Origin of the sequence: Methylorubrum aminovorans (genome assembly GCF_022179725.1) — a bacterium.
Taxonomy (GTDB): domain Bacteria; phylum Pseudomonadota; class Alphaproteobacteria; order Rhizobiales; family Beijerinckiaceae; genus Methylobacterium; species Methylobacterium aminovorans.
On sequence record NZ_BPRC01000013.1, the window covers coordinates 78674 to 101368 of the forward strand.

Annotated in this window: 24 protein-coding genes; 16 read left to right on the plus strand and 8 right to left on the minus strand. The window is 70.5% G+C overall.

Annotation, left to right across the window (positions count from 1 at the left end; all coding sequences use genetic code 11):
- Nucleotides 1–18: 18 nt before the first annotated feature.
- Complete coding sequence (locus tag MFF24_RS17755; protein ID WP_162940619.1) at nucleotides 19–270, minus strand: hypothetical protein; 252 nt, start codon at nucleotides 268–270, stop codon at nucleotides 19–21.
- A 390-nt stretch (nucleotides 271–660) separates the two neighbouring features.
- On the opposite strand from MFF24_RS17755, the gene MFF24_RS17760 reads away from it, so the two are divergent.
- From MFF24_RS17760 to MFF24_RS17785, 6 genes are all read left to right on the plus strand, one after another.
- Entirely contained in the window at nucleotides 661–1353 is a 693-nt protein-coding gene (locus MFF24_RS17760; RefSeq protein WP_012456405.1) for a Crp/Fnr family transcriptional regulator, read from the plus strand.
- A gap of 88 nt (nucleotides 1354–1441) precedes the next feature.
- Nucleotides 1442–2533 carry an ABC transporter ATP-binding protein gene (locus tag MFF24_RS17765; protein WP_238226046.1) on the plus strand — a complete coding sequence of 364 codons (1092 nt, stop codon included), beginning with the start codon at nucleotides 1442–1444 and terminating at the stop codon, nucleotides 2531–2533.
- The gene (locus MFF24_RS17770) at nucleotides 2530–3567 is read left to right on the plus strand and encodes an ABC transporter permease (protein ID WP_238226048.1); all 1038 of its coding nucleotides are present in this window, start codon (nucleotides 2530–2532) and stop codon (nucleotides 3565–3567) included. The genes MFF24_RS17765 and MFF24_RS17770 overlap by 4 nt, the downstream gene beginning before the upstream one ends.
- A complete protein-coding gene (locus MFF24_RS17775; RefSeq protein ID WP_133089097.1) occupies nucleotides 3564–4340 on the plus strand; it encodes an ABC transporter permease subunit in 777 nt (258 codons plus the stop codon). Before MFF24_RS17770 ends, MFF24_RS17775 begins: the two co-directional genes overlap by 4 nt.
- Nucleotides 4341–4381: 41 nt before the next feature.
- Nucleotides 4382–5071 carry a dTMP kinase gene (gene tmk, locus MFF24_RS17780; RefSeq protein WP_238226050.1) on the plus strand — a complete coding sequence of 230 codons (690 nt, stop codon included), beginning with the start codon at nucleotides 4382–4384 and terminating at the stop codon, nucleotides 5069–5071.
- Nucleotides 5061–6134: a DNA polymerase III subunit delta' gene (locus tag MFF24_RS17785; RefSeq protein WP_238226052.1), complete on the plus strand. Its 1074-nt coding sequence runs from the start codon at nucleotides 5061–5063 to the stop codon at nucleotides 6132–6134. The genes tmk and MFF24_RS17785 overlap by 11 nt, the downstream gene beginning before the upstream one ends.
- Before the next feature lie 53 nt (nucleotides 6135–6187).
- On the opposite strand, the gene MFF24_RS17790 is transcribed toward MFF24_RS17785, so the two are convergent.
- Nucleotides 6188–7813: an acyltransferase family protein gene (locus MFF24_RS17790; protein WP_238226053.1), complete on the minus strand. Its 1626-nt coding sequence runs from the start codon at nucleotides 7811–7813 to the stop codon at nucleotides 6188–6190.
- 221 nt (nucleotides 7814–8034) lie between these two features.
- Between MFF24_RS17790 and MFF24_RS17795 the strand changes: the two genes are divergently transcribed.
- Nucleotides 8035–8226 carry a helix-hairpin-helix domain-containing protein gene (locus tag MFF24_RS17795; RefSeq protein ID WP_108941892.1) on the plus strand — a complete coding sequence of 64 codons (192 nt, stop codon included), beginning with the start codon at nucleotides 8035–8037 and terminating at the stop codon, nucleotides 8224–8226.
- A gap of 164 nt (nucleotides 8227–8390) precedes the next feature.
- The gene (locus MFF24_RS17800) at nucleotides 8391–8942 is read left to right on the plus strand and encodes a YciE/YciF ferroxidase family protein (RefSeq protein ID WP_166061523.1); all 552 of its coding nucleotides are present in this window, start codon (nucleotides 8391–8393) and stop codon (nucleotides 8940–8942) included.
- Between the two features lie 109 nt (nucleotides 8943–9051).
- Here MFF24_RS17800 and MFF24_RS17805 read toward each other — a convergent pair whose 3' ends face one another.
- Nucleotides 9052–9252, minus strand: a complete 201-nt coding sequence (locus MFF24_RS17805; RefSeq protein ID WP_108941890.1) for a hypothetical protein — start codon at nucleotides 9250–9252, stop codon at nucleotides 9052–9054.
- Nucleotides 9253–9563: 311 nt separating this feature from the next.
- Between MFF24_RS17805 and MFF24_RS17810 the strand changes: the two genes are divergently transcribed.
- The 4 genes from MFF24_RS17810 (at nucleotide 9564) to MFF24_RS17825 (ending at nucleotide 13224) form a co-directional block, all read left to right on the plus strand.
- Nucleotides 9564–9776: a hypothetical protein gene (locus tag MFF24_RS17810; RefSeq protein WP_108941889.1), complete on the plus strand. Its 213-nt coding sequence runs from the start codon at nucleotides 9564–9566 to the stop codon at nucleotides 9774–9776.
- A gap of 196 nt (nucleotides 9777–9972) precedes the next feature.
- Nucleotides 9973–11541 carry a methionine--tRNA ligase gene (metG, locus tag MFF24_RS17815; protein WP_238226055.1) on the plus strand — a complete coding sequence of 523 codons (1569 nt, stop codon included), beginning with the start codon at nucleotides 9973–9975 and terminating at the stop codon, nucleotides 11539–11541.
- 44 nt (nucleotides 11542–11585) lie between these two features.
- Nucleotides 11586–12383, plus strand: a complete 798-nt coding sequence (locus MFF24_RS17820; RefSeq protein ID WP_238226057.1) for a TatD family hydrolase — start codon at nucleotides 11586–11588, stop codon at nucleotides 12381–12383.
- Nucleotides 12384–12399: 16 nt separating this feature from the next.
- Complete coding sequence (locus MFF24_RS17825; RefSeq protein ID WP_238226059.1) at nucleotides 12400–13224, plus strand: MBL fold metallo-hydrolase; 825 nt, start codon at nucleotides 12400–12402, stop codon at nucleotides 13222–13224.
- 4 nt (nucleotides 13225–13228) lie between these two features.
- Here MFF24_RS17825 and MFF24_RS17830 read toward each other — a convergent pair whose 3' ends face one another.
- From MFF24_RS17830 to MFF24_RS17845, 4 genes are all read right to left on the minus strand, one after another.
- The gene (locus tag MFF24_RS17830; RefSeq protein ID WP_108941885.1) at nucleotides 13229–13621 is read right to left on the minus strand and encodes a group III truncated hemoglobin; all 393 of its coding nucleotides are present in this window, start codon (nucleotides 13619–13621) and stop codon (nucleotides 13229–13231) included.
- A 71-nt stretch (nucleotides 13622–13692) separates the two neighbouring features.
- Nucleotides 13693–14508, minus strand: coding sequence for an SGNH/GDSL hydrolase family protein (locus MFF24_RS17835; protein ID WP_238226062.1), 816 nt, complete (start codon nucleotides 14506–14508; stop codon nucleotides 13693–13695).
- Between the two features lie 447 nt (nucleotides 14509–14955).
- Nucleotides 14956–15978, minus strand: a complete 1023-nt coding sequence (locus MFF24_RS17840) for a sensor histidine kinase (RefSeq protein ID WP_108941883.1) — start codon at nucleotides 15976–15978, stop codon at nucleotides 14956–14958.
- A 244-nt stretch (nucleotides 15979–16222) separates the two neighbouring features.
- Nucleotides 16223–17155 (minus strand): DMT family transporter, encoded by a 933-nt coding sequence (locus MFF24_RS17845; RefSeq protein WP_238226064.1) that lies wholly within the window; start codon nucleotides 17153–17155, stop codon nucleotides 16223–16225.
- A 416-nt stretch (nucleotides 17156–17571) separates the two neighbouring features.
- On the opposite strand from MFF24_RS17845, the gene MFF24_RS17850 reads away from it, so the two are divergent.
- From MFF24_RS17850 to MFF24_RS17865, 4 genes are read left to right on the plus strand one after another with little or no spacing between them, the layout of a single operon-like run.
- Nucleotides 17572–18951, plus strand: coding sequence for a protein adenylyltransferase SelO (locus tag MFF24_RS17850; protein WP_283214520.1), 1380 nt, complete (start codon nucleotides 17572–17574; stop codon nucleotides 18949–18951).
- Between the two features lie 6 nt (nucleotides 18952–18957).
- Complete coding sequence (locus MFF24_RS17855) at nucleotides 18958–19782, plus strand: SDR family NAD(P)-dependent oxidoreductase (protein WP_238226066.1); 825 nt, start codon at nucleotides 18958–18960, stop codon at nucleotides 19780–19782.
- 17 nt (nucleotides 19783–19799) lie between these two features.
- Nucleotides 19800–20714: an alpha/beta hydrolase gene (locus tag MFF24_RS17860; protein WP_238226068.1), complete on the plus strand. Its 915-nt coding sequence runs from the start codon at nucleotides 19800–19802 to the stop codon at nucleotides 20712–20714.
- Complete coding sequence (locus tag MFF24_RS17865) at nucleotides 20711–22222, plus strand: flavin-containing monooxygenase (RefSeq protein WP_238226070.1); 1512 nt, start codon at nucleotides 20711–20713, stop codon at nucleotides 22220–22222. The genes MFF24_RS17860 and MFF24_RS17865 overlap by 4 nt, the downstream gene beginning before the upstream one ends.
- Here MFF24_RS17865 and MFF24_RS17870 read toward each other — a convergent pair whose 3' ends face one another.
- Complete coding sequence (locus tag MFF24_RS17870) at nucleotides 22223–22690, minus strand: DUF2721 domain-containing protein (RefSeq protein WP_238226072.1); 468 nt, start codon at nucleotides 22688–22690, stop codon at nucleotides 22223–22225.
- Between the last annotated feature and the right edge of the window lie 5 nt (nucleotides 22691–22695).

Genomic DNA, 22695 nt, shown 5'->3' on the forward strand with positions numbered 1-22695 from the left:
GTCGGCAGGGCCGCCGCCTCAGCGAACGAATGCAAGATAAAGGCGGCAGCCTTCGCGCTCGACCACGGCGCAGCGACAATCGATCTTCAGACAGGCAATGGATAAGCGCACGGAATCAGGAACGATGACATCTGCACCGACCTCGACATCGACGCCATCGGGTGTCTCGTCCCAAACGAGGCATCCAATATCACTACGGCTCTCTGAAGATGAAATCAGTCCTACCTTGAAAGCGTCCTGCAGAAATAAGTCACGGTAACCTTCCAACATCGGTTAACTCCGCGATTGCCTCAGATCCGCATCAAAAGGTTACGGTTAATTCTTCCTGAAATCACGCAGAAAATGACTTCTCACAGTGCAAAAAACCTGTTGCACGGCGGACAACTTCATGGAAGCCAATTGGGTCTGGCTATTCGTTCTTCGGCTAAGTGCCTATCAGTTTAGCCTTTTAGCGCCATTACAGCCTGTGGAGGGCCCGAATCAGCGGGCGCGCCCCGAGCGCGCTCCGGGACCGGGTTTTGCCCCCCGTGCGGCCCACGGAAGAGGACGAGGCACCGCGCCGTCCACCTCAATCGTCCGGTCGAGGCGAACGGCGACTTGACCCGCCCCGGCGGGAGCCTCACCATTCAGTCTACGCGCGTAGACTAAGGTACAAGAGGCGTGGCGACAGGCCGGTTGGCGAGCATCCCGTTCTTCAAGGAACCGGGTGTCGATCTCTCCCCATTCGAGACGCGCTGCCATTGGCGGCGCTTCGACGAGAACGAGACGCTCGTCGATTACGACGACATCTCGACCGACGTGTACTTCCTCGCCATGGGCGAAGTGCGCATCCTCAACCGGTCCCAATCCGGCAAGGAGGTCATTCTCGGCGAGATGCGCACCGGCGCTTTCTTCGGCGAGTTGGCGGCGCTGGACGGCATCGGCCGCTCGGCCAACGTCACGGCGCTCACCCGCGGCGAGGTCTGCGTGGTGCCCGCCCCGGTCTTCCGCCAGATCGTGTTCGCCTCTGAAGCCATCGCCGACCGGCTGTTCCGCCTGCTCGCCAAGCGCGTGCGCGAGCTGAACACCCGGCTGATGGAGCACGCACTGCTCGACCTGCGCCACCGACTCTACGCCGAACTGCTGCGCCTCTCGGTGCCGCGGGCGGGACAGGACGGCGAGCGGGTGGTGACGCCGCCGCCCTACCACCACGTGCTCGCCGCCCGCATCGGCTGCCGCCGGGAGCAGGTGACCCGCGAGTTCACGGTAATGGCGGGCGAAGGCCTGATCGACCGAACCCGCGGCGCCCTCGTCATCCGCCGCCCCGACCTGCTGGAGGCGCGGGTGCAGGAGGCGCTGCGCGAGGACGCGTGACGCGTCCCCGCAGGAGCGTTGTTTCGAGTCACCTTCCGCAACAGACAAGTCGCCGCGATCACGCGGGACGCCGGTCCGAAGATCCATCTTGCACGCCAGCACCTCCCATCCGGAACAGAGGCTCCGCCTGGAGCGAGTCACCAAGCGCTTCGGCGCGCACATGGCCGTCGATGCCGTCTCCCTCGATCTCGCGGGCGGTGAGTTCTTCTGCCTGCTCGGCCCGTCCGGTTGCGGCAAGAGCACCCTGCTGCGGATGGTGGCCGGATTCGAGCCCCCCGATTCCGGCACGATCCGGCTCGGCGAGACCGACCTGACTGCGCTGCCGCCGCATCGGCGGCCAGTCAACATGATGTTCCAGTCCTACGCGCTGTTCCCGCATATGAGCGTGGCGGCCAACCTCGCCTACGGCCTCAAGGGCCTGGGCCTCGGCCGGGCCGAGAGCGCCGAGCGGGTGAAGGCGCTGCTCCGGCTCGTGCGCCTCGAAGGGTTCGAGGCGCGCCGCCCCGACAAGCTTTCCGGCGGACAGCGCCAGCGCGTGGCGCTCGCCCGCGCGTTGGCCCGTGAGCCGCGCCTGCTGCTCCTCGACGAGCCGCTCGGGGCGCTGGACCGGGCGCTGCGCGAGGAGACGCAAGGGGAATTGCGGGCGATCCAGCGGCGGCTCGGCACGAGCTTCGTCGTCGTCACCCATGACGCCGAGGAGGCGATGGCGCTCGCCGACCGGATCGGCGTGATGGAGCGCGGGCGCCTCGTGCAGGTGGGGCCGCCGCGCGAGCTCTACGAGCGCCCGGCGAGCCGCTACGTCGCGGGCTTGCTCGGCGACGTGAACCTGATCGATGGCCGCCTCGGGCGCGCGGAACCGGGCGGCGTGCGTAGCGTCGAGACCGCCCTGGGCTTCCTGCGCGCGAGCGGCGAGGGCGAGGCGGGCAACCCGGTCGTAATCGCGGTCCGTCCCGAGCGGCTGGTCGTGAGCGGGCAGGGAGAGGGCAAGGGGGAGGGGCTCCCCGGCAGGTTGACCGAGGCGACGTTCCTCGGTGACCGCATCCGCTACCGGGTCGAGATGGCCAACGGCTCGACCCTGCGCGCCTCCGCCGCCCTGCCGACCGCCGGCCCGATTCCGGCCGTCGGCGAGACCGTCGCCGTCGCTGTGCCCGCCGACGCCGCGCGGATCCTGCCGGCATGAGCGGCCTGTCGCCGCAACAACCACCAACCGGCGATGACCGCGCATCGCCGGTTGACCCCGCAAATGCGGGGCGGCGGGCGTCCGCCGAACGCGGGGAGGCCGGCCATCGGTCGGCGTCCCTGCAGCGTAAGATCGGCCGGGGTCTCGTTCGGGGCCTGCCGCTGCTGTGGCTGGCCCTGTTCTTCCTTGTGCCCTTCGCGGTGACGCTGAAGATCAGCTTCTCCTCGCCGGCCACCGCGCAGCCACCCTACCTGCCGGTGCTCGAATGGGATGGCGGCCTGGAGGGCTGGCGCGAGTTCTTCGAGGCGCTGGACTTCCAGAACTACGGGATGATCGCGGCCGACGCACTCTACCGCGACGCCGCCCTCTCCTCGCTCGGCTACGCCGCGCTCGCCACCGCGATCCTCGTTCTGATCGGCACGCCGACGGCCTACGCCATGGCCCGCGCCTCGGCGCGCTGGCAGCCGGTCCTGGTGGCGCTCGTCATCGTGCCGTTCTGGACGAGCTTTCTCATCCGGGTCTACGCCTGGATCGCGATCCTCAAGCCCGAGGGGCTGCTCAACGCGGGCCTGCTCAAGCTCGGCCTGATCGCCGCGCCGCTGCCGATCCTCGACGGCCCCTTCGGCGTGCTGATCGGCCTCGCTTACGCCTACCTGCCCTTCATGGTGCTGCCGCTCTACGCGGTGATGAGCCGGCTCGACCCAGCGCTGACCGAGGCCGCGGCCGATCTCGGCGCATCGCGGGCACGGGCCTTCTTCACCGTGACGCTGCCGCTGAGCCTGCCCGGCCTCGCCGCCGGGGCGCTGCTCTGCTTCATCCCGATGGTCGGCGAGTTCATCATCCCCGACCTGCTCGGCGGCTCGGACACGCTGATGCTCGGGCGCGTGCTGTGGAGCGAGTTCTTCTCCAACCGCGACTGGCCGCTCGCTTCCGCCGTGGCCGTGCTGCTGCTGATCCTCGTGGTCGGGCCCGTGGTGCTGTTCCGCGAGGCGGAGCTGCGCCGGGAGGAAGCGGCGGAGGGGGCCGGCCGATGAGCCTCTTCGCCCGCACGGCGCTCGCCCTGGCGCTGACCTTCCTCTACGCGCCGATTCTCGTCCTGATCGTCTACTCGTTCAATGCGTCGAAGCTCGTCACGGTCTGGGGCGGGTTCTCGACCCAGTGGTACGGTGTGCTGTTCCGCGACGGGCCGCTGATCGCCGCCGCGCTCGTCTCGCTCAAGGTCGCCGTCCTCTCGGCCAGCATCGCCGGCGTGCTCGGCACCTGCGCCGCGCTGGCGCTCGACCGGCACGGGCGCTTCTTCGGGCGCGGCGCCTATACGGGCCTCCTCTACGCGCCAATGGTGATGCCGGAAGTCATCACCGGCCTGTCGCTGCTGTTGCTCTTCGTCGGCATCGGCCTCGACCGAGGCATCGCGACTCTGGTCATCGCCCACGCGACCTTCGCCACCGGCTTCGTTGCGGTGGTGGTCGGCGCACGCCTGAAAGGTCTCGACCGCTCGCTGGAGGAGGCCGCCGCCGATCTCGGCGCCGGGCCGGCCCGCGTCTTTCTCAGTGTCACCCTGCCGCTGATCGCGCCGTCCGTCGCCGCCGGGTTCCTGCTCGCCTTCACCCTGTCGCTCGACGACCTTGTCATCGCGAGCTTCGTCTCGGGGCCCGGCGCCACCACCCTGCCGATGCGGATCTACAGCCAGGTCCGGCTCGGGGTGAATCCGGAGATCAACGCCGCCTCGACCCTCATGATCGCCATGGTCGGCCTCGTGGTGCTGGCCGCCTCCTGGCTGACGGGACGGAAGGGCGCGGCGTTGTAGCGATGGTCGCGCGCGGCCCTTCACTGTGCTAGCCCCGCCCCATGTCGAGCGATGCGCCGCGGGGCGTCTTCATCACCTTCGAGGGCGGGGAGGGGGCGGGTAAGTCCACCCAGATCGCACGCCTTGCCGAAGCCCTGAGGCAGGCGAGCGGGCGCGAGGTCGTGACCACCCGCGAGCCCGGCGGCACGAAGCGGGCGGAGGAGCTGCGTGCGGCGCTGCTGCGCGGCGCGGCCAAGCCCTACGGGCCGTTCGCCGAGGCGCTGATGTTCGCCGCTGCCCGCATCGATCATATCGAGGGGCTGATCCGCCCTGCGCTCGCCCGCGGCGCGATCGTGCTGTGCGACCGCTTCTCCGACTCGACCCGCGCCTACCAGGGCGCGGCCGGCGGCCTGGAGCCGGGGCTGATCGCCAGCCTGGAGCGGGTGACGCTGGAGGGCCTGCGCCCCGACCTCACCCTGATCCTCGATCTGCCGCCCGAAACCGGGCTCGCGCGGGCGCAGCGGCGCGGGGAGGGCACCGCCGCCGACCGCTTCGAGGCGGAGGGCCTGCGCTTCCACGAGCGGCTGCGGGCGGCCTTCCGCGCCATCGCTGAAATCGAACCGGAGCGCTGCCGCCTCATCGATGCCGATCTCGGCCCCGACGCGGTCGAGGCGATCATCCGCGAGGCCGTCTCCACGTGGCGGCCGGACCTCCTCGCGGCCGCGGGGGAGGGCCACGACCATGCGGCCTAGTTCCGCCCGCGACGCTGCCCGCACCGAGGCCGAGGCGGGCGATCTCGCCCACATTCCGCGCCCGCGCGAGCAGACTCGCCTCCTCGGCCATGCCGCGGCGGAGGCCGCCTTCGCCAGCGCTCTGGCCGCGGGCCGGCTCCACCACGCTTGGCTGATCGGCGGCCCCGTGGGCATCGGCAAGGCAACGCTGGCCTACCGCGTCGCGCGCCGGCTCGTCGCCGACCCGCGCTCGCTCCCGGCCTCCGAATCCCTCGACGTGCCGGAGGATCATCCGGCCGCGCGCCAGGTGGCGGCCCTGTCGCATCCGAACCTCGTCGCGCTCCGCCGGGTCCAGGCCCCCGGCGCCAAGACCCTGCCGACCCGCATCTCGGTCGATGCCGCCCGTGAGGCGCTCGCCCTGTTCGGCTCGACCGCGGGCGGGGAGGGGGGCTGGCGCGTCTGCATCGTCGACAGCGCCGAGGATCTCAACGCCAACAGCGCCAACGCGCTCCTCAAGATGATCGAGGAGCCGCCGCCGCGGGCGATCTTCCTCATCGTCTCGCACGCGCCCGGCCGCCTGCTGCCGACGATCCGCTCCCGCTGCCGGGCGCTCTCCCTGCGCGCCCTCGCGGCGTCCGACGTGCGCACGGTGATCGAGAGCTTCCCGCCGCCCTTCGCCCAGCCCGACGCGGCGGCCCTGGGGCGAGCGGCGGCACTGTGCGAGGGCTCGGTCGCCCGCGCCGTGGCCCTGCTCGATCCGGCCACCGCCGCGGTCGAGGCGGAGGTGTCGGCGCTGCTGGCCGGCCTGCCCGAGCCCGACGGGCGGCGCGTCCTCAAGCTCGCCGAGACGCTGGCCGGCCGCGACGCCGAGGGGCTGCTCGCGACCGCCCTCGACACGATCCAGCGCCACGTCGCGGCCGAACTCGACCGGCGCCAGGGCGAGGGCCCGGCCCGCCTGCTCGGGCTCGTCGAGGCAGCCGAGCGGATCGCGTCCTCCACCCGCGAGGCGGCGATCTACAACCTCGACCGCCGGCCGCTGGTGCTCGCGGCCTTCCGCGAGTTGGCCGCCGCCGCACGGGCTTGAGCGGAGACCGAATCCGCCCTCCCCCGGAGTTCCGGATTCGGCATGAGACGCGTTCAGCGCCCCAGCACGGCCATCCGCCCCTCCGTATCGATGGCGAGCACGAGCGGAGCCGGGTCCGCCGCGCAGGCGGCGGTGGGGATCTGCATCAGGAAGCCGATCCGGCCCGGCCGCGTCGAACCGGTCACAGCGGCGAGGTCCTTGCGCCATCGGCGCGGCCGGTCGAGGCCGATCAGGCGGCCGGAGCAGTAGACGGCCAGCAGGTAGGTCTGCTTCGGCCGCGCCGGATCGTAGGCGTAGGCCGAGACCACGAAATCGACCGGCGAGGCCGGCTCGATACCCTCCAGCGCGCCCTGCATCGATGGGGGAAGCGCGAGGCCGCGGCCCTCGATCGCCGCTTTGGCCGCCCTGAGGTCGGTCCAGGCCTCAGTGGGCAGGGCGGCCAGCGCCGCGCGCGCCCGCCGCTCGTGCCAATCGTTGCGGGCGGTCTCGGCGCTGCCCCAGGCGGCACAACCGGCAAATATCAGCAGGTAGGCAGCGAGCCAGCTTTTGAGGGTGGCGGGCGTGGCCGCGTCGATGCGGCGGCGCAGGGCGCGGTAGAGCGCGAGATCGAAGGGCCCGAGCAGCGCGGCGAGCCCGAGCGCGGCCATGACGGCGGTGAGTCCGTAGGCGAACCCGGACCAGTGGGCGGGCACCGCCGAGGCGGTCAGCGTCAGCACCGGGACGTGGATGAGGTAGAGCAGGTAGCTCGCATCCCCGAGGGCGAGCGCCGCCCGCGTCACGGCGCCCTCGCCCCTTGCCTGACGGGCCGAGGCCGCGGCCCCCACGAGCAGCACAGCCGCGATCCCGCCGAGCCAGCGCGCCGCATCGCGCTCAACGAAGAGGCAGGCGGCGAACAGCGGCAGCGCCAGCAACCCGGCCACGGGTGTCATCCGTCCGGAGGCGATCAGCCGGGGCAGCAGCAGGCCGCCGGCGAAGGGCACGCAGGCGGCCACCACGGGAAGCAGGTAGGCCGGCGGCAGGACCAGGTCGCGCGAGGCCGCCGGCAGCAGCAGGGAGGCCGCCGCCAGCAGAGCCAGCCAGAGGACGGCCAGCGGCACGATCCGGCGGGCAAGGCCCGCACGCGCGAGCAGGAACAGGCCGACATAGAAGCTCGTCTCGTAGACAAGCGTCCACTCGACGTTGAGCGCATAGCTGCGCGGGCCGGCAGGCGCGAGCGACAGGGACAGCAGCGCGAGACCGCCGAAATTCAGGCCGAGGGCTGCGAACACAGCGGCGAACAGCGCCACGACCGCGAGATAGGTCGGGAAGATCCGCGAGATCCGGTGCGCCAGAAACACCAGGGGGCGGTCGCGCACCACGAGACCCGCCATGAGGCAGCCCGAGATCGCAAAGAAGACGGCGACGCCCCACAACCCCATCATCGCGTCGAAGGTCGGGAACAGACGGTCCGCGCCGCGCAGGAGCTGGGCGTAGACCGCCGCGTGATGGACGAGCACCACCGCCGCCGCGACCCCGCGCAGGATCTGGATGTTGGCCAAGCCGGCGGCCGCGCGGCGACCGGCCGGGGCGGAGACGGCCTCAGGGGCGATGCTCGGTGCGAGGCCGGTCGACGGATGTGCGGCGACCAGCGGCGCCGTCCGTGCGGGCCTGGACAGCATCCTGGCGAGGCGTGCGAGCATGACGGTGCGTGGTCCAACTCCGGCGGGCGCGACGGATCCCCGCCGGCTTACGGACTCGACCCGTACCGAAAACTTGGGCGGTTTTGGTGTGGCGGCGGCGTTCCTCGGCGCCTGCTGCCGTTCGGCCACAGGCTGCGCGGCAGACCTGCCGTTCGGGGAGGCGGAGACGCGGAACCGGCCCAGACCGCCGACGTTCCGTCCCGGCCGAACAGGAAACCGCCATGCTCGATCTCAACACCGCGACCGCCGAGGAACTGGATGAGGTGCCGGCGCTGAAGGGCCACGGCTTCGAGATCGTGCGCTACCGTGAGGAACGGGGCCGCTTCACCAGCCTGCGCCAACTCGATGAAGTGCCGGGCCTCAGCGGCAAGACGGACGGCATCGCCGGACAGGTGGCGGTTGTGGAGGATTGAGCCGTTCGCGGCGTGATCGGGAGCGCCAAAGGTTCCCGGAATTTTGCAGTCTTTCCCCCGATCATTTTCGGACCCAGGCGCCGAGCTTCGCGTTTTTGCAGGACCGGCTGTCGGTGAGCCTGCTCCCGCGGCCCACTCTTTCAGAAAAACGGAGATATCTTACTATGGCCAACAAGCAAAAGACCTTGCACGACGCGTTCTACGAGACGCTGAAGGATGTTTATTATGCGGAAAAGCAGTCCGTACGTGCGCTGAAGAAAGCGACCAAGGCGGCCGAGCACGAGGAGCTGCGCCAAGCCTTCGAAACCCACGCCGAGGAAAGCGCCAATCAGGTCGAGCGGCTGCAACAGATCTTCGAGATCATCGGCAAGCCGGCGCGCGCCAAGACCTGCGAGGCGATGCAGGGCCTCACCTCCGAGATGGAGGAGGATCTGGAGGACTTCGAGGACAGCCCGGCGGCCGATGCCGTGCTGGCCGCCTGCGCGCAGGCAGTGGAGCACTACGAGATCGCCCGTTACGGCACGCTGAAGACCTGGGCGAGCCAGCTCGGCTACGCCGACGCTGCCAAACTACTCGATGAGACCCTGCAGGAGGAGAAGAAGACCGACCAGTTGCTCACGCAGATCGCCGAGAGTCTCAATGCCGAGGGCTCGGACGGCGCCGACGAGGGGGGCGACGGAGAAGCTAAGGGCAAAGGCCGTCGCAAGGCTGCCTGAAACGGGCTGCCTGAAATCGGTCCTCGATCCACTGAGACGAAGAAGGCGCCGAAAGGCGCCTTTTTTCGTTGTCAGCGATGGGCTGCGAGCCGACGATCCGAGGCGTCGCTCAGATCAGGGCACCAATGAGCGTGGCGGCCCCAATCAGCGCCACGCACGCACCGAGCTGAACGGTGCGAAAGGTTTCGGCCGATAAGCGGCGATTATCGTTGGCGGCCTGGCCACGTGTGTGCAGCAGGTACCGCTCAAGGTCCGGCTCCGGAAGCTCGACCCACTGCTCGTCGGTCTCGCGAATTCTGGCGATGGACATGCAGACATTCCCCGAAGACGCCGGCGATGACCGCTCGACGCTTCTGAATCACGCTCAAGCCGCACTATTCGGCCGCCTCAATGGCAGCGAGGATTAAACTGAGGCCTGATCCCGTGTCCATGCAAAATAGATCATTTTGCAGATTAATGTGCATCATAATGCAATGACGTCGGGGCTCGCTCCTGCTCAGCCGCGATCCATGCATTCAGCGAATATCTGGCATTTGGTGTCTGGTATACCAAAAGGTGCGCCGCGGTGGCACATACGCTGCAACGCAACACACCGCAGACACACCGGACAGGACGCTTCCCATGATCTCTCTGGCTCTCCTCGCTGCCGTCGCTGCTGGCGCCGTCAACATTGCCCTGGTCACCCTGGTGGCCAACCGCCTCGGCCCGAAGGCCGGCACGGCTTCCGCCGGTGAATTCGCCGCCATCGGCGGTGCGGCGCCCACCGCCCAGCGCGGTGCGGTCAAGGTCGGCAACGAGAACCTCTCCCCCCTCGCCGTCCGGCGCGCCGCCTGAGCGCCTTCCACGGATCCATCACGATCGAGAAAGCCCCGCCGGGTCCCCGGCGGGGCTTTCTCGCGTCTGGAACTGGCCGCGGCGGGTAAGTGGTGTCGTGCCCTCGAGGCGTGGGGTCCGGTTGCGTCGCGGCATGGTTTCGCGCCACAAGGCTCTTCAGTCTGACCGACCCTTCGTATCCGGGACATCCTCTGACGTGAGCGCGAGCGAGAAGGCGAACGAGCCCTTCCTCATCACCACGGCGATCTCCTACCCCAACGGCGCGCCGCATATCGGCCACGCCTACGAGGTGATCGCCACCGACGCCATCGCCCGCTTCCACCGCCTCGACGGGCGCGACGTGCTGTTCACCACCGGCACCGACGAGCACGGCCTCAAGATCCAGCAGACGGCCGCCAAAGCCGGCGTGACGCCGCGCGCCTTCGTCGACGACATGGCCGGGCGCTTCAAGGCGGTGGCCGACCGGCTCGACTGCACCTACGACCGCTTCATCCGCACCACGGAAGCCGACCACTACGCCGCCGCGCAGGAGCTGTGGCGGCGCATGGAGGCCAAAGGCGACATCTATCTGGCCAAGTATGCCGGCTGGTACTCCGTGCGCGACGAGGCCTATTACGACGAGGCCGAGACCGTTCTGGGTCCCGACGGCGGCCGCCGCTCGATCAAGACGGACACGCCCGTCGAGTGGATGGAGGAGGAGAACTACCTCTTCCGTCTCTCGAAGTATCAGGAGCCCCTGCTCAAGCTCTACGCGGAGCAGCCGGACTTCCTCGGTCCCGAGACGCGGATGAACGAGGTCGCGAGCTTCGTGCGCTCCGGCCTCAAGGATCTGTCGATGAGCCGCACCACCTTCGACTGGGGCGTGCCGGTGCCGGATCATCCCGGCCACGTCATGTATGTCTGGGTCGATGCGCTCACCAACTACCTGACGGTGACGGGCTTTCCCGACCCGGCGGCGCCCAACGCCCGGTTCTGGCCGGCGAGCCTGCACATCATCGGCAAGGACATCGTCCGCTTCCACGCGGTGTACTGGCCGGCCTTCCTGATGTCAGCCGGGCTGCCGCTGCCGAAGCGGATCTTCGGCCACGGCTTTTTTCTGAGTCGCGGCGAGAAGATTTCGAAGTCGCTGGGCAACGTGGTCGATCCGCTCGATCTCGTCGGCACCTACGGCGTCGACCCCGTACGCTATTTCCTCCTGCGCGAGGCTCCCTTCGGCGGCGACGGCAATTACGACCACGAAGTGATCATCAACCGCATCAATGCGGACCTCGCCAATGATCTCGGCAACCTCGCCCAGCGCTCGCTCTCGATGATTGCGAAGAACTGTGAGGGCATGGTGCCCGAGCCGGGTACGTTCACCGAGGCCGACGAGCGCCTGCTCGCGGCCGCCGCCGCGCTGCCGGACAAGACGCGGGGGCTGATGCAGAATCTGGCGCTCCACGCGATCCTGGCCGAGATCTGGGCCGTGGTCGGCGAGGCCAACCGCTACTTCGCCTCCGAGGAGCCGTGGAAGCTGCGCAAGAGCGATCCGGCGCGCATGAATACGGTGCTCTACGTCACGGTCGAGACCCTGCGCCGGGTCGGCCTGATGGTGCAGCCCTTCGTGCCGACGGCGGGCGCGGCTCTGCTCGATCTCCTCGCCGTGCCGGTGGATCGACGCAGCTTCGCCTTCACCGGAGAAGAGCACCGCCTGCGGGGCGGCACGCCGCTGCCCGCCCCGGCGCCGATTTTTCCGCGGTTCGAGAAGCCGGAGGCGATGGCCTGACAGGGCCGTCGCTCCTTCCTCCAAAAGATCCATCAAAAGCGACGATGCTGGTCGACAGCCACTGCCACCTCGACTTCCCGGACTTCGCGCAGGACATCCCCGGCGTGATCGCCCGCGCGGCGGAAGCCGGCGTGACGCGCCTCCTCACGATCTCGACGCGGGTCGCCAAGGCCGACAGCTACCGCGCGCTCGCCGAGGCGCACGCGGCGGTCTGGTACACGGTGGGCACCCACCCGCACGGCGCCGCCGAGGAGCCGGACGTGCCGGCCGAGACGATCGCCGCGCTCGCCGGGGCTCCGCGTTGCGTTGGCATCGGCGAGGCCGGGCTCGACTACCATTACGAGGACGCCGCGCCGGAGGCGGTGCAGGAGCGGGTGCTGCGCGCCCATATCGAGGCCGCACGCCTCTCCGGCCTGCCGCTGGTGATCCATTCCCGCGATGCCGACGCCCATATGGAGGCCGTGCTCACCGACGAGATGGCGAGAGAGCCGTTCAAGGCGGTGCTGCACTGCTTCTCGTCCGGCGCCCGGCTGGCTGAGGTCGGGGTCGAACTCGGCCTGTCGGTCTCCTTCTCCGGCATCGTCACCTTCCGCCGCTCGGACGCGCTGCGCGACATCGCCCGCAACGTGCCCCTCGACCGCATCCTGGTCGAGACCGACGCGCCGTTCCTCGCGCCCGAGCCGCACCGGGGCCGGCGCTGCGAGCCGGCCTACACCGCCGACACCGCGCGGGTGCTGGCCAAGGCGCTCGACCTGCCCTTCGAGGATTTTTCCGCGCGCACGACAGCCAACTTCTACCGGCTGTTCTCGAAGGCCGCGGCGATCGAGGGCGTCCGCGTATGACGAGGGGGGAGGGCGCATGCCGGTCTTGAGCCTGCGCATCCTCGGTTGCGGCTCGTCCGGTGGCGTGCCGCGGGTCGGCTACGGCTGGGGCGCCTGCGATCCGACCGATCCGCGCAACCGCCGCCGCCGCTGCTCGCTGCTGGTCGAGCGGCGACCAGGAGACGGGCAAGAAAACGAAGGGGAGGGGGCCACCACGGTGCTGGTCGACACCTCGCCAGACCTGCGCGAGCAGCTCATCGATGCCGGCGTCACCCGCCTCGACGCCCTGCTCTACACCCATGCGCATGCCGACCACACTCACGGCATCGACGACGTCCGGCCTCTCGTCATCCACATGCACCGGCGCATCCCGGTCCATGCCGATCCCCTCACCCGCGCGATGCTGATCAAGCGCTTCGGCTACGCCTTCGAGACGCCGCCGGGCAGCCTCTACCCGCCGATCCTCGACCTGCACGAGATGCAGGCGGGCGAGCGCCTCGCCATCGACGGCGCGGGTGGGCCGATCGAGGCGGAGGCCTTCCGCATGGAGCACGGCAACGAGATCGCCCACGGCTTCCGCTTCGGCCCCGCCGCCTACGCGCCGGACGTCAGCGTGATGCCCGAGGCGGCCAAGGCGCGCCTGCACGATCTCGACCTGCTCATCATCGATGCCCTGCGCGAGACCCCTCACCCGTCGCACTACTCGGTCTCGGATGCACTGGCGCTGATCGAGGAGGTGGCCCCGCGCCGGGCCATCCTGACCAACCTCCACACCGATCTCGACTACGCGACCTTGGCGAGGAAGCTGCCGGCGAACGTGGTGCCGGCCCATGACGGGCTGAGCGCGACCGTCGATCTCTGAGGGATCAGGCGCGAACGCCGCGCATCTCGGGCCGGAAGAACAGGCCGGCCTTGAGGCTGTCGCCGATGCGATGCGCCCGCTCGACGATCTCCGCCGCGATTGCCGGCTCGAAGACCTCTCGCGCCGTTTCCTCGAACAGGCCAAGCCAGCGCGCGAAATGGGCCGGCGCAATCCCTTCGATACCGAGATGGCGGCCGAACGGGTTGCCCTTGTAGCGGCCGGTCTTCAGCAGCACCGAGGACCAGAAATCGCGGATCGTGGCGAGGTGGCGCGGCCAGGCCTCGTCCGGAATTCTTTCCGCGAAGACGGGCCCGATCAGGGAATCGCGGCGCACCCGGGCGTAGAAGGCGTCGAGGAAGGCGGCGAGCGTCGCCTCGGTCAGTTCGGTCTGCTTCATGGGACGGACCGGCAAGGCGGGGAGGGGGCTTTCCAAGCGAAACGACATCCCTGCCCCGGTCGGTTCCGGGGTCAGTTCCGGGCGAGCGAGGGCTGGATCAGGCCGGCGCCGACGAGGATCTGGGCCGCGGCCGCCTTGGCGAGTTGGCGATACCCGGCATCGGTCATGTGCAGGCCGTCGGGGCCGATCATCTGGGCCGGGGTCATCAGCCCGTGCGTGACCCAGGACTGCATCAGGGCGCGGCGGCGGATCATCGGCACGCCGAGTTCGGCAGCGAGCGCGTGAAGCGCCTCGCCGTAGCGCTCGGCGCCTTCCACGCCCGTGAGCTTCTGGCACCATTGCTGGTCCATCAGCACCACGTCGGCACCCGTCGCCCGGATCGCCAGGATGCCCGCACGGGTCAGTTGGACGAAGCGCTCCAGCGGCACCCCGGCGAGCGGATCATTGCTGCCGGTCTGCCAGACCACGAGATCCGGACGCTCGGCCAGCACGTCGCGCTCCAGGCGCCGCGCCATCGCCTCGGAGGTGTCGCCGCCCTTGCCGCGGTTGATCACGGTGATCGAACGCGGGCTCGACGCGCCGATCTGGAGGCGCTCCTCGAGGTCGCGCTCCAGCAGGGCAGGGTAGGCCATGGCCGGCGACGAGGCGCCCGCCCCTTCCGTCGAGGAGGAGCCGAAGGCCACGATCCGCACCTCGCCGTCCCGTCCGAGCAGGGAGGCGAGCCGGACGAGCTTCGTCGGCAGGCGCTCAGAGGAGGCCGGCTTCTGCGAGGCGGCGACCGAAGCCGAGATCGGCGGCGCATCGGGCTGCGCGCAGGCGCCGGACAGGCCGAACGGGCCGGCGAGGGCGGTGGCGAGGATCAGTCCAGGAAGCGTGCGGAACGACATGGCGAGGTGTCTGACAGCCGGTTCTGTTTCCCGATCGTCTCGCTGTTGCCCGACGATTGTGACGATTGCGAGGGATCCCCTCCGCGTTCCGCGACAGAGAGCCCAGCCTATTCGGCGCGCGGCTGGTCCCGCGCCGCGGCCACTCAACCGGATCGGCAGCCAGGGGCGGAAAACCGAAAAATCCCTGGCATTTATGGTTAATGAATACCGAAAAGGCGGCCTACACGCGCCCTCAGGTTCCATAATATATCTTATGCGAACAGCTTGGATGCAGCTGGAGCAGGCTTGTCGGGCGACCGGATCGCCGGACGGTCGGCAGCGGCTCAATCGTTTCGCGGACGCTCACGACGGCGCGGAGCCAAACCCGAAGCGATCGACCGGAAACGGTATGACGTCACACGCCACGGAGGCGCCCTGCCCCGGCCGGCACCGCCCGACGCAGTCCCGTCAGGCCGCAGCGGGCGCAGGTCCGGTGGCGAAGACGAGACGGACGACCGTGCCGCCCTCGTTGGCGTAGGACAGCGTGCCGTCGAGCTGCGCGGCCAACCCCTGGACGATCCGGAAGCCGAGGCTGCGGCTCGCCGCCGGGTCGAAGCTCGCGGGAATGCCCGGCCCGTCGTCGGCGATGCTGAGGGCCGCCTGTCCCCCGTCGAGAGTTTCGAGCCGGATGGTGATGGTGCCGCGCCCGCTCCCCTGAAAGGCGTGCTTCAGGGCATTCGTCACCACTTCCACCACGAGCAGCGACAGGGTGGTGAGGCGGGCGAGGTCGAGGCGCACCGGCGGCACGTCGACGAGGCAGACGATGTTGCGCGCGCCCGTGGCGCCGAGCAGGTCGGCGCAGAGCTCCTGGAAGTACGGGCCCACGGGCTGGTCGGCCAGGGCGGGGTCGTAGAGGCGGCGATGGATGCGCGCGATCGTCTCCAGCCGGGTCTGCGCCTCGTCGAAGACGCCGACGGCTTCCTGCGGGTTCTCGACGACCTTGCGCCGCTGCAGGGCGAGAAGGGCCGCCACGAACTGCATGTTGTTGGCGACCCGGTGCTGCAGCTCCTGGAACATGGTGCGCTGCTGCTCGTAGAGCTGCGCGCTGACCGCCCGCTCCGCGCTCAGACGATCGCCCGCGACGCGCATCAGGTGGATGAGGGCGATGTCGACGGCGACGATGAAGGCATAGAAGCCGAGCGCCAGCCCCGTCTGCGCATCAAGTAGGAAGGTGCCGGCCTCGCCGATGAAGAAGTACCACGCGGCGAGCCCCGAGAGCACCGCGCAGACGATCCCCGGCCGCAGGCCGAAGAAGAACGTCGTCAGGATCACCGCCGGGAAGAAGGTCAGGAACGGGAAGCCCGGCGGCAGCACGTCGTCCAGGGCATGGCGCAGGGCGACCGCGACCCCCGTCGCCCCCAGGGCGGCGGCGTCGCCGAGCCACGAGGGCGCGGGCGGCCGTCCAGCGGCTGGGGCGAGGGGGGACGACATTGCGATGGGAAAGATCCACGACGGTGATTCGAAGGAACTCTAACGGGTTTTGAGGCCCATTCTGTGTCCCGGTCACCGCGGTGCCGGTTTTTCGGTGCCGGTTTCTCCCGCCCGTCCTTCGATCGGCCGGGGATGACATCGCTTCCGGTCGCCTCCTTCGGTCCCGCCTCCCCTGTCACCAGCCCCGCGCGGGACGGGGCCGCGCCCTCCCCTTCCCCGAGACCGTCGCTGACTTTGCCCGCCTTCAGCCGGTCCTGGCCCGCGCCGCGCGCCGCCCGGCGATCTCGGCGATGAGGATGCCGCCGAGCACGAGGAGGAGCGCCAGCGTCTCGGCCCCGCCGAAGGGCTCGCCCGCCAGAAGCACGGCGAGCCCCGCGCCGAAGACCGGCACGAGGTTCACGAACAGCCCGGCCCGGTTCGGGCCGATCAGTTCGACGCCGCGGATGAAGGAGAGCTGCGCCAGCAGCGAGGGACCGAGCGCGACGAAGGCGACGATGGCCCAGGCCGTCGCGGTGGTGGGCCAGATCGCGCGGCCGAGCGCCCATTCCGCGGCCAGCGGCGGCAGCGAGGTGAGGAAGGCGGCGAGCGCCAGCGCGGTGAAGAAGGCGAGGCCCGACACCGGAGGCCGCCCGGCCAGCGCCACGGTGTAGCCGGCATAGACGAGGCTTGCCGCGAGCATCAGCCCGTCGCCGCGATTGAGGCCGAGATGGGCCAGCACCGCGAGATCGCCGTGGGTGGTCGCCACCGCGACGCCCACCAGGGTGACGGCGGCGCCCAACACCTGCCCGGCCCGCACAGGCACGCGGCGCACGGCGAAGTTCAGCGCCATGACGAAGACGGGAACCGCCCCCTGGATCAGCGCGACGTTGACGGCGGTGGTGTAGGTGCCGGCGGCGTAGAACAGGCTCGCGAAGATGGTGAAGCCAAAGGCCCCCATCAGGAACAGGTAGGGCCAGCGCTGCATCAGCCGGTCACGGTCCGCCAGGATGGCGCGGCGCGCCACCACCGCCAGCACCGCGAAGGCGAAGGCCCAGCGCAGGGTGGTGAGCACCTGCGGCGAGACCTCGCCGACCGCCCACTTGCCGGCCACCGTGTTGCCCGCCCAGAGCAGGGTGGTCAGTGTCAGGATCGGGTAGGCCGCGGCGGAGGCGCGGGCGCCGGGAGTGCCTTGGGTCACGCAGGAAATCCGTGCTCGGGGCTCGTACCGGTCCGATGCCATGCCGCGCAGGTCGCGGAATAGCCAGGGGAGGGCACGGCAGCCATTCGGCGGAGGGATCCCCCCTCCCCGCCGTCGGGTTCACCCTGAGGGTTGCTGCGCGAAGCCGCTTGAGCGGCTTCGCGGCGCGAGCCTCGGCTTTTGGCCGAGGCGTCGAGCAGAGCGAAAGCCTGAGCCCGCGGAGGCGGGCACCGGTGACTGAGGCCAGCAAAAAACCGGTGCGATCGCTTCAAGCGATCACACCGGGTTCACCCTTTCGTCGGCTTGACGTTCCTCCTCGCCTGCCCGACTCCTCCCGCCGCACCGGAGCCGAACCCCTGTCCGATTTCAGACCCTCGCGCCGCCACGCCGATCTCGGACCCGACTTCTTCGACGTCGTGGCGCCCGCCGATTTCCCCTCGGCGATCCTGCGCTACCGCAATCAGGCCTGGGCGCGCCGCGTCGGGCTCGATGACCTGTCGGACGAGGCCTGGATCGCGCATTTCGCGCGGTTCACCCCCCTTCCCGGCTCGTTCGAGCAGCCGCTGGCCCTGCGCTATCACGGCCACCAGTTCCGCTCCTACAATCCGGATCTCGGCGACGGGCGCGGCTTCCTGTTCGCGCAACTCCACGATCGGCGCGATCGCCGGCTGCTCGATCTCGGCACCAAGGGCAGCGGCACGACGCCCTGGTCGCGCGGGGCGGACGGGCGGCTCACCCTGAAGGGCGGCGTGCGCGAGGTGCTCGCCACCGCCATGCTGGAGGCGCTCGGCGTCGAGACCTCGAAATCGTTCAGCCTGATCGAGACCGGCGAGGCGCTGGAGCGGGGCGACGAGCCCTCCCCGGCGCGATCGGCGGTGCTGGTGCGGCTGTCGCACTCACACCTGCGCATCGGCACCTTCCAACGCTTCCTGTTTCTCGAACAGCCGGAGGCCATCGGCCGCCTCGTCGATCACGTCGTCGAGACCTACTATCCCGCCATCCAGGAGGCCGAGCCGGCCGAGCGCGCGGCCCAGTTCTTCGAGGCGATGGTCGCGCGGGTGGCGCGGATGGGCGCGCAGTGGATGGCCGCGGGCTTCGTCCACGGGGTGCTCAACACCGACAACATCAACGTCACCGGCGAGAGCTTCGATTACGGCCCCTGGCGCTTCGCGCCCGCGCACGATCCGGCTTTTACCGCCGCCTATTTCGACGAGTGGGGCCTCTACAGCTTCGGTCGCCAGCCCGAGGCCCTGTTCTGGAACCTGAGCCGGCTGGCCGATTGCCTGCTCGGCCTCGTGCCGAAGGAGCGGCTGGAGGCGGGCCTCAAGAGCTTCGGCCCAGCGCTTCAGGATGCGTTCGCCGAGGCGATCCTGGCCCGGCTCGGGGTGACGCCCGCGCAGGGAGAGGGCGAGGGGGCGGTCCACCGGCTGGTCGGCGCGTTCTGGGCCTTTCTCGAGACCAGCCGCGCCCCGTTCGAGCAGGTCTTCTTCGACTGGCGCGGCGGCTTGGCGAGCGAGCCCCGCGCCGCCCGAAGCCCGGCGGGCGAGCACTATGCCGGCGACGCCTTCCGCCCGGTCCATGCCGCGTTCCAGGCGATGCGCCCCGCCGCCGGGGCCAACCTCGAGCACCCCTACTTCGCCCGCGAAAAACCCTGCACGATGCTGATCGACGAGGTCGAGGCGCTCTGGGCGCCGATCGCGGAGGCCGACGACTGGTCGGCGTTCCACGCCAAGCTGGCCGCGATCGAGACCATGGCCGAGGCCACCGGCACGCGCCCCCTCCCCCCGGAGGCTTGAGACGCGATGGGACAGCGCTTCGTTCTGCGGGGCCGCACCGCCCTCGTCACGGGGGCGGCGAGTGGGATCGGCGCGGCTCTGAGCCTCGCGCTGGCCGAGCGCGGCTGCGCCCTGGCGCTCGCCGACCGGGACGCGGAGGGTTTGGCCCGGACGGCGCAGTCCGCCCGCGCCGCCGGTGTCGCGGTCAGTGAACACGTGCTCGACCTGACCGACCGCGCGGCGCTGCTGGCCCTGCCGGAGGCGGTCCGGGCCCGTCACGGCGGGCTGCAGCTTCTCATCAACAATGCCGGGGTGGCGCTGGGCGGGCGGTTCGAGGAGACCGACCCGGCCGATATCGACTGGCTGATGGAGGTGAACCTGCACGCGGTGATGCGGCTGACCCATGCCTGCCTGCCGCTGCTGCGGGCCGCACCCCAGGCGCAGATCGTCAACCTGTCGAGCCTGTTCGGCATCATCGCGCCGGCGGGGCAGGCGGCCTACGCGGCGAGCAAGTTCGCCGTGCGCGGCTTCACCGAGGCCCTGCGCCACGAATGCGAGGGGACCGGGCTCGGCGTCACCCTGGTGCATCCGGGCGGCGTCGCCACCGCCATCGCCCGCAACGCCCGCAGGCCCCGCGCCCTGGATCCGGGCGAGGCCGCCGCCGGACTGGCCGCCTTCGAGCGCCTGCTGACCCTGCGCCCGGAGACGGCGGCGGCGGCGATCCTGCGCGGGATCGAGACGCGGGCGCCCCGCGTGGTGATCGGTTCCGATGCCCGCCGCGCCGTCCTGATCCAGCGCCTGATGCCGGTGCGCTACTGGTCGCTGATCCGCCGCGCCCTCCGAGACACGTGATTGCGAGACGAACGACCATGGCGAGCCTGCGCGCCCACCTCTACGATCTCGCCATCCGCCTCGCGGTGAAGCGGCGGCTCGGCCGGACCCTCGACATCTACGCGATCCGCCGCGCCTTCGAGGGCGCCCGATTCCCGACGCCTGCCGGCGTCGCCTTCACCCCCGGCACGGTCGGCGGCGTGCCCGGCGAGTGGGCGCAGGTGGAAGGAACCAGCGGCGAGCGCCCCACCCTGCTCTATCTCCACGGCGGCGGCTTCATCGCCTGCTCGGCGCAAGTCTACCGTCCGGTCACCGGGCATTTCGCCAGGGCCGGCTTCCGGGTGTTCACGCCGGATTACCGGTTGGCGCCGGAGCACCCCTTCCCCGCCGCCGTCGAGGATTGCGCGGCCGTCTGGGCCGCGCTCGCGCCGGCTGGGCCGGCAGTCGTGGCCGGAGATTCCGCGGGCGGCACCCTGGCACTCACGACGATCATCGAGGCGCGCCGCCTCGGCCTGACCCCGCCCTCGGCCGCCGCCCTGTTCTCGCCGGCCACCGACCTGATCGGCCGCAGCGCCTCGTTCCGCACGAATGGGCGGCGCGACGCGATGTTCCGCCCGGAATCGCTGATGCGGCTCGTGCCGGCCTACCTCGCCGGAGCCGATCCCGCCGACCCGCGCGCCTCACCGATCCAGGCCGACTTTTCCGGCTTCCCGCCGCTCCTGATCCATGTCGGCGCCCGCGAGATCCTGCGCGATGATTCCGTGCGGCTGACCGAGAAGGCTAGGGCCGCCGGCGTACCGGTCGAACTCACCGTCTTCCCCGTGGTGGCGCATGCCTGGCAGCTCGCCGAGAGCTTCCTGCCCGAGGCGCGCCGCTCCCTCGACGGGGCGGCAGCATTCCTGCACCGTGCCCTCCGGGCGGACGCCCAGTCCGAGACGGGGTCCGCCGCGTGAGCGAGGCCCCTCTCGACCTCGTCATCGTCGGCGCCGGCTTCTCCGGGCTCGCCATGGCGATCCGCGCGCGGCAGGCCGGGTTCGACCGCCTCGTCGTGCTGGAGAAGGCCGCGGGCGTCGGCGGGACGTGGCGGGAGAACACCTATCCAGGCGCGGCCTGCGACGTGCCCTCGCAACTCTACTCCCTTTCCTTCGCCCCGAAATCCGACTGGAGCCGCCTGTTCGCGCCCCAGCCCGAGATTCAGAGCTATCTGGAGGGGCTCGTCGCCGCGCACGGCCTCGCGCCGTTCCTGCGCCTGGAGACCCGCGTCGAGCGTGCCGTCTTCGATGCGGCCGCGGGCCTGTGGCGGGTCGAGACCGACAGGGGCGACTTCTGCGCCCGCGTGCTGGTGGGCGCGATGGGCGCCCTGCACCACCCGGCCCTGCCCCGCCTGCCCGGCCTGGACAGTTTCGCCGGCACCGCCTTCCATTCCGCGAGCTGGGACCATGCCTGCGACCTGCGGGGGAAGCGCGTCGGCGTCATCGGCACGGGGGCGAGCGCGGTGCAGTTCGTGCCGGAGATCGTCGACCAGGTCGCCCACCTCACCCAGTTCCAGCGCTCGGCCCCCTGGATCCTGTCCCGCGGCGATCGCCCGGTCGGAGGCGGGCGCCGTCGCCTGATGCGGTTCGCGCCCCTGCGCCGGCTCTACCGCGCCTCGCTGTTCTGGCGCCGGGAGGCCGCGGCGCTTCTCGGCTTCACCCGCGTCTCGACCATCACCGCACTCGCCGAAGCGGGAGCACGCCGGCACCTCGCCGCTTCGATCGCCGACCCGGACCTGCGCGAGCGGCTCACGCCCGATTACCGCCTCGGCTGCAAGCGTGTGCTCCTCTCCGACGACTATTACCCGGCCCTGGCCCGGCCCCATGCGAGCCTTGTCACCGCCCCGATCCGCGCGGTGCTGCCCCACGGCGTCGTCACCGCGGACGGGACCGAGCATCCGCTCGACGTGCTGATCTTCGCCACCGGCTTCTCTCCCGGCGGCAGCCTCCTGCGCACCGAAGTGATCGGGCGCGACGGCGTGAGCCTGCTGCAGGCGTGGAAGGACGGCGCCGACGCATTCCGGGGCGTCTCGGTCGCGGGCTTTCCGAATTTCTTTCTGCTGCTCGGCCCCAATACCGGACTCGGCCACAACTCGGTCCTGCTGATGGTCGAGGCGCAGGTCGCCCACGTCCTCGACGCGCTGCAGCGGCTGCGTGAGCACCCCGGCGGCGTAATGGAGGTGCGGCCCGAGGCGCAAGCGCGCTTCCGCGCCGAGGTCGATGCCCGGATGGAGGGCAGCATCTGGACCGAAGGCGGCTGCGGCAGCTGGTATCTCGACCGGTCGGGGCGCAACCGCACGCTCTGGCCCGGCACCGTGGGTGATTACGTGCGCGGCACCGAGCGGATGCGGGCGGAGGATTACAGCCTCACCGACTCTCCGGGGCTCTGTCCCGGACCCGCGAAAGGGCTCGCCCTTTCGAAACCCTGATTATCTCGGCACGTCCTGCTTGCGCTCGACCTCCAGGCGTATGCCCCGGCCGGCCAGGAGAATCTCGGCGAGGAAGGCCAGGATCGCCAGGATGGTGCAGACGAGCGCGAGGCCGAAGCAGGCGAACAGCACGGAGGCCGCGGAGGCGTCGCGCAGCGCGCCGACGAACAGCGTCAGCACGGCCGCCCCCGTCATCACACCGCCGAGGCTCGCCAGCACCACGGCGCCGTCGAGCAGGAGCGAGCGGCGGCGCAGGTAGGCGAGGCGCAGGGCCAGCGTCGCCCGCGCCTCGGCGTCCGCGCCGGGCAGGCTGGCCGAGAGCGCATCGACCTTGTCGGCGACGCGGCCCAGCCGGGTCGAGAACACGTTGAGCAGGGTCGCCAGCGCCGAGAGCAGGAAGGCCGGGGCGAGCGCCACCTGGATGATGTGGGCGATGCTCTCGGGATCGCCCGTCGCGCTCTGGAACATGCCGC